A 5,529-nucleotide genomic window follows, 5' to 3' on the forward strand; every position below is an offset into this window, starting at 1 on the left:
CGGGTGTGTCTGATCCTTGAGAACTCAACAGTGTGTCATATAGTCGACGAATTAGTTTGTTATGCCCCGTCGACATGATCTTGGCTTTGCCTTGGTGGTGTCGATGGTTTCTTTGACAATGATTCTGGTTAGACAATTTTTGTCAGCTAGTTTCTCCTGTCAGGGGCATCTCTTTTTCCATGACTGCTCTTCGAGTGGTTGTGGTGTTGTTTTTCAACGGAGAGTTTGATCCTGGCTCAGGACGAACGCTGGCGGCGTGCTTAACACATGCAAGTCGAGCGGTAAGGCCCTTTCGGGGGTACACGAGCGGCGAACGGGTGAGTAACACGTGAGTAATCTGCCCTGCGCTTCGGGATAACCATCGGAAACGGTGGCTAATACCGGATATGACGACCCACTGCATGGTGGGTCGTGGAAAGTTTTTCGGCGCAGGATGTGCTCGCGGCCTATCAGCTTGTTGGTGAGGTAATGGCTCACCAAGGCTTCGACGGGTAGCCGGCCTGAGAGGGTGACCGGCCACACTGGGACTGAGACACGGCCCAGACTCCTACGGGAGGCAGCAGTGGGGAATATTGGACAATGGGCGAAAGCCTGATCCAGCAACGCCGCGTGAGGGATGACTGCCTTCGGGTTGTAAACCTCTTTCAGTACCGACGAAGCGAGAGTGACGGTAGGTACAGAAGAAGCACCGGCCAACTACGTGCCAGCAGCCGCGGTAATACGTAGGGTGCGAGCGTTGTCCGGAATTATTGGGCGTAAAGGGCTCGTAGGCGGTTTGTCGCGTCGGGAGTGAAAACTCAGGGCTTAACTCTGAGCTGGCTTCCGATACGGGCAGACTAGAGGTATGCAGGGGAGAACGGAATTCCTGGTGTAGCGGTGAAATGCGCAGATATCAGGAGGAACACCGGTGGCGAAGGCGGTTCTCTGGGCATTACCTGACGCTGAGGAGCGAAAGTGTGGGGAGCGAACAGGATTAGATACCCTGGTAGTCCACACCGTAAACGTTGGGCGCTAGGTGTGGGGCCTATTCCATGGGTTCCGTGCCGCAGCTAACGCATTAAGCGCCCCGCCTGGGGAGTACGGCCGCAAGGCTAAAACTCAAAGGAATTGACGGGGGCCCGCACAAGCGGCGGAGCATGCGGATTAATTCGATGCAACGCGAAGAACCTTACCTGGGTTTGACATATGCCGGAAAGCTCTAGAGATAGAGCCCCTTTTAGTCGGTATACAGGTGGTGCATGGCTGTCGTCAGCTCGTGTCGTGAGATGTTGGGTTAAGTCCCGCAACGAGCGCAACCCTCGTCCTATGTTGCCAGCACGTCATGGTGGGGACTCATAGGAGACTGCCGGGGTCAACTCGGAGGAAGGTGGGGATGACGTCAAGTCATCATGCCCCTTATGTCCAGGGCTTCACGCATGCTACAATGGCCGGTACAAAGGGCTGCGATCCCGTGAGGGGGAGCGAATCCCAAAAAGCCGGTCTCAGTTCGGATTGGGGTCTGCAACTCGACCCCATGAAGTCGGAGTCGCTAGTAATCGCAGATCAGCAACGCTGCGGTGAATACGTTCCCGGGCCTTGTACACACCGCCCGTCACGTCACGAAAGTCGGCAACACCCGAAGCCGGTGGCCTAACCCCTTGTGGGAGGGAGCCGTCGAAGGTGGGGCTGGCGATTGGGACGAAGTCGTAACAAGGTAGCCGTACCGGAAGGTGCGGCTGGATCACCTCCTTTCTAAGGAGCACACGCCCCGACAACCGGCGCCTGTTCGGTTGCGCATGGTGGTGTTCACTAGTGGAATCGTCGATGAATGGCTGTGCCTGGTGCATGGTCGTGCCTCAGTACTATCCCGCCGGCTCTTGCTGGTGGGGTGTGGAACCTGGTGCGGTTCGTGTGGTGGGGATTGGTCGTGTGACACGCTGTTGAGCTTTGAGGGATCAGCCCGCATGGGTTGTGAGCTCAAGTGCCTCCTTCGGTTGCTGCCCTGATGGTTGGGGTGGTGGTGGTTGGTGGGTTGGTTGTTTGTGAACTGGATAGTGGACGCGAGCATCTTGCACGCAAGCTGTATCGGAGTGATCCGGTGTGGGTTGGTGTGCATATTGCAATTAAGTCTTTGTAGTTTTTGTTGAGTGTTTGTGAGACAAGCTATGAAGGGCACATGGTGGATGCCTTGGCATCAAGAGCCGATGAAGGACGTAGGAGCCTGCGATAAGCCCCGGGGAGTTGGCAACCAAGCTGTGATCCGGGGGTGTCCGAATGGGGAAACCCAGCTGGAGTCATGTCCAGTTACCTGCACCTGAATATATAGGGTGTGTGGAGGGAACGCCGGGAAGTGAAACATCTCAGTACCGGTAGGAAGAGAAAACAATAGTGATTCCGAGAGTAGTGGCGAGCGAAATCGGATCAGGCTAAACCTCATGCGTGTGATACCCGGCAGGGGTTGCGTATGGGGGGTTGTGGGACCATTCAGGGTCGTCTGCCGGCGATCCAGACAGTAAGAAACCACAGTTGAAGTCGAATTCCATTGGAAAGTGGAGCCGTAGAGGGTGATAGCCCCGTAGGTGTAAGGCTGTGGCTGTCGAGTGGGATCCCAAGTAACACGGAACCCCTGAAATTCCGTGTGAATCTGGCAGGACCACCTGTTAAGCCTAAATACTCCTTGATGACCGATAGCGGACAAGTACCGTGAGGGAAAGGTGAAAAGTACCCCTGGCGGGGAGTGAAACAGTACCTGAAACCATGTGCCTACAATCCGTCGGAGCGATCCCTTGTGGGTTGTGACGGCGTGCCTTTTGAAGAATGAGCCTGCGAGTTTGCGGTGTGTTGCGAGGTTAACCCGTGTGGGGAAGCCGTAGCGAAAGCGAGTCCGAATAGGGCGTTTCAGTAGCGCGCTCAAGACCCGAAGCGAAGTGATCTATCCATGGGCAGGTTGAAGCGCGGGTAAGACCGCGTGGAGGACCGAACCCACTTAGGTTGAAAACTGAGGGGATGACCTGTGGATAGGGGTGAAAGGCCAATCAAACTTCGTGATAGCTGGTTCTCCCCGAAATGCATTTAGGTGCAGCGTTGCGTGTTTCTTGCCGGAGGTAGAGCACTGGATAGCCGATGGGCCCTACCAGGTTACTGACGTTAGCCAAACTCCGAATGCCGGTAAGTGAGAGCGCAGCAGTGAGACTGCGGGGGATAAGCTCCGTAGTCGAGAGGGAAACAGCCCAGACCATCAGCTAAGGCCCCTAAGCGGTGACTAAGTGGAAAAGGATGTGGAGTCGCAGTGACAACCAGGAGGTTGGCTTGGAAGCAGCCACCCTTGAAAGAGTGCGTAATAGCTCACTGGTCAAGTGATTCCGCGCCGACAATGTAGCGGGGCTCAAGTCATCCGCCGAAGCTATGGCATTCGCACCCACCTTGTGTGGAGAGCCCGAAAGGGTGTGTGGATGGGTAGGGGAGCGTCGTGTCGCGGGTGAAGCCGCAGAGTGATCTAGTGGTGGATGCGACACGAGTGAGAATGCAGGCATGAGTAGCGAATCAGGAGTGAGAAACTCCTGCGCCGAATGATCAAGGGTTCCAGGGTCAAGCTAATCTGCCCTGGGTAAGTCGGGACCTAAGGCGAGGCCGACAGGCGTAGTCGATGGACAACGGGTTGATATTCCCGTACCGGCAAAGTAGCGCCCATGACGAACCTGGTGATGCTAACCATCTGAAACCGCGGTTATCGACTCCTTCGGGGGAAGAGGCTGCGGCGTAGCGTGGGACCCGATCTGGTAGTAGTCAAGCGATGGGGTGACGCAGGAAGGTAGTCGAACCGTACCGATGGTTGTGTACGGCCAAGCATATAGGGAGCCGCCTAGGCAAATCCGGGTGGCTGACTTTGATGTCGATCCTGAGATGTGATGGGGACCCTTTTGGGGAAGTCGGTGATCCTATGCTGTCGAGAAAAACCTCTAGCGAGCTATGCGCCGCCCGTACCCCAAACCGACTCAGGTGATCAGGTAGAGAATACCAAGGCGATCGAGCGAACCATGGTTAAGGAACTCGGCAAAATGCCCCCGTAACTTCGGGAGAAGGGGGGCCCGGATCGTGTACCCACTTGCTGGGGAAGCGTGAAGGGCCGCAGAGACCAGGCCCAAGCGACTGTTTACTAAAAACACAGGTCCGTGCTAAGTCGTAAGACGATGTATACGGACTGACTCCTGCCCGGTGCTGGAAGGTTAAGGGGACCGGTTAGAACGCAAGTTCGAAGCTGAGAACTTAAGCCCCAGTAAACGGCGGTGGTAACTATAACCATCCTAAGGTAGCGAAATTCCTTGTCGGGTAAGTTCCGACCTGCACGAATGGAGTAACGACTTGGGCGCTGTCTCAACCGTGGACTCGGCGAAATTGCACTACGAGTAAAGATGCTCGTTACGCGCGGCAGGACGGAAAGACCCCGGGACCTTTACTATAGTTTGGTATTGGTGTTTGGTTCGGCTTGTGTAGGATAGGTGGGAGACTGTGAAGTGGCCACGCCAGTGGTTGTGGAGTCATCGTTGAAATACCACTCTGGTCGTACTAGATGTCTAACCTAGGTCCGTAATCCGGATCAGGGACAGTGCCTGATGGGTAGTTTAACTGGGGCGGTTGCCTCCTAAAATGTAACGGAGGCGCTCAAAGGTTCCCTCAGCCTGGTTGGCAATCAGGTGTTGAGTGTAAGTGCACAAGGGAGCTTGACTGTGAGACAGACATGTCGAGCAGGGACGAAAGTCGGAACTAGTGATCCGGCGTCGGCATGTGGAAGCGGCGTCGCTCAACGGATAAAAGGTACCCCGGGGATAACAGGCTGATCTTCCCCAAGAGTCCATATCGACGGGATGGTTTGGCACCTCGATGTCGGCTCGTCGCATCCTGGGGCTGGAGCAGGTCCCAAGGGTTGGGCTGTTCGCCCATTAAAGCGGCACGCGAGCTGGGTTTAGAACGTCGTGAGACAGTTCGGTCCCTATCCGCCGCGCGCGCAGGAAACTTGAGAAAGGCTGTCCCTAGTACGAGAGGACCGGGATGGACGAACCTCTGGTGTGCCAGTTGTCCCGCCAGGGGCACGGCTGGTTGGCTACGTTCGGAAGTGATAACCGCTGAATGCATCTAAGCGGGAAGCACGTTTCAAGATGAGGTTTCCCACCCGGTTAACGGGGTAAGGCCCCCAGCAGAACACTGGGTTGATAGGCCGGAGGTGTACAGCAGCAATGCCTAGCCGACCGGTACTAATAGGCCGAGGGCTTGTCTTACACTCACTTTACTGAAACGACAACGCCTGAATTGCGCATGATCGCGTCCACGATCCAACACAGACAACACATGGCACATACATGTGAATAGTGGCTTGGCTCCCCAGACACCCACCCCGGCAACGGATGGTGGTGATGGGTGGAGTCGATAGAGTTACGGCGGCCATAGCGAAAGGGAAACACCCGGTCCCATCCCGAACCCGGAAGTTAAGCCTTTCAGCGCCGATGGTACTGCAACCGAGAGGTTGTGGGAGAGTAGGACGCCGCCGGACAA

Annotated in this window: 3 rRNA genes; all 3 read left to right on the plus strand. The window is 55.9% G+C overall.

The features are described 5' to 3' along the window. Positions 1 to 213 precede the first annotated feature (213 nt). The 3 genes from HOQ23_RS20400 to rrf all read left to right on the plus strand — a co-directional run bounded on the left by HOQ23_RS20400 (position 214) and on the right by rrf (position 5,527). Positions 214 to 1,731: ribosomal RNA gene (locus HOQ23_RS20400) — 16S ribosomal RNA — on the plus strand. A 404-nt stretch (positions 1,732 to 2,135) separates the two neighbouring features. Beyond that, positions 2,136 to 5,255 (plus strand): 23S ribosomal RNA (locus HOQ23_RS20405). Positions 5,256 to 5,410: 155 nt separating this feature from the next. After that, positions 5,411 to 5,527, plus strand: a 5S ribosomal RNA gene (gene rrf / locus HOQ23_RS20410). Together the 16S, 23S and 5S rRNA genes form the textbook arrangement of a ribosomal RNA operon. The last annotated feature ends 2 nt before the right edge of the window (positions 5,528 to 5,529 follow it).

The organism is Nocardioides sp. zg-DK7169, from assembly GCF_013155365.1.
Classification (GTDB): domain Bacteria; phylum Actinomycetota; class Actinomycetes; order Propionibacteriales; family Nocardioidaceae; genus Nocardioides.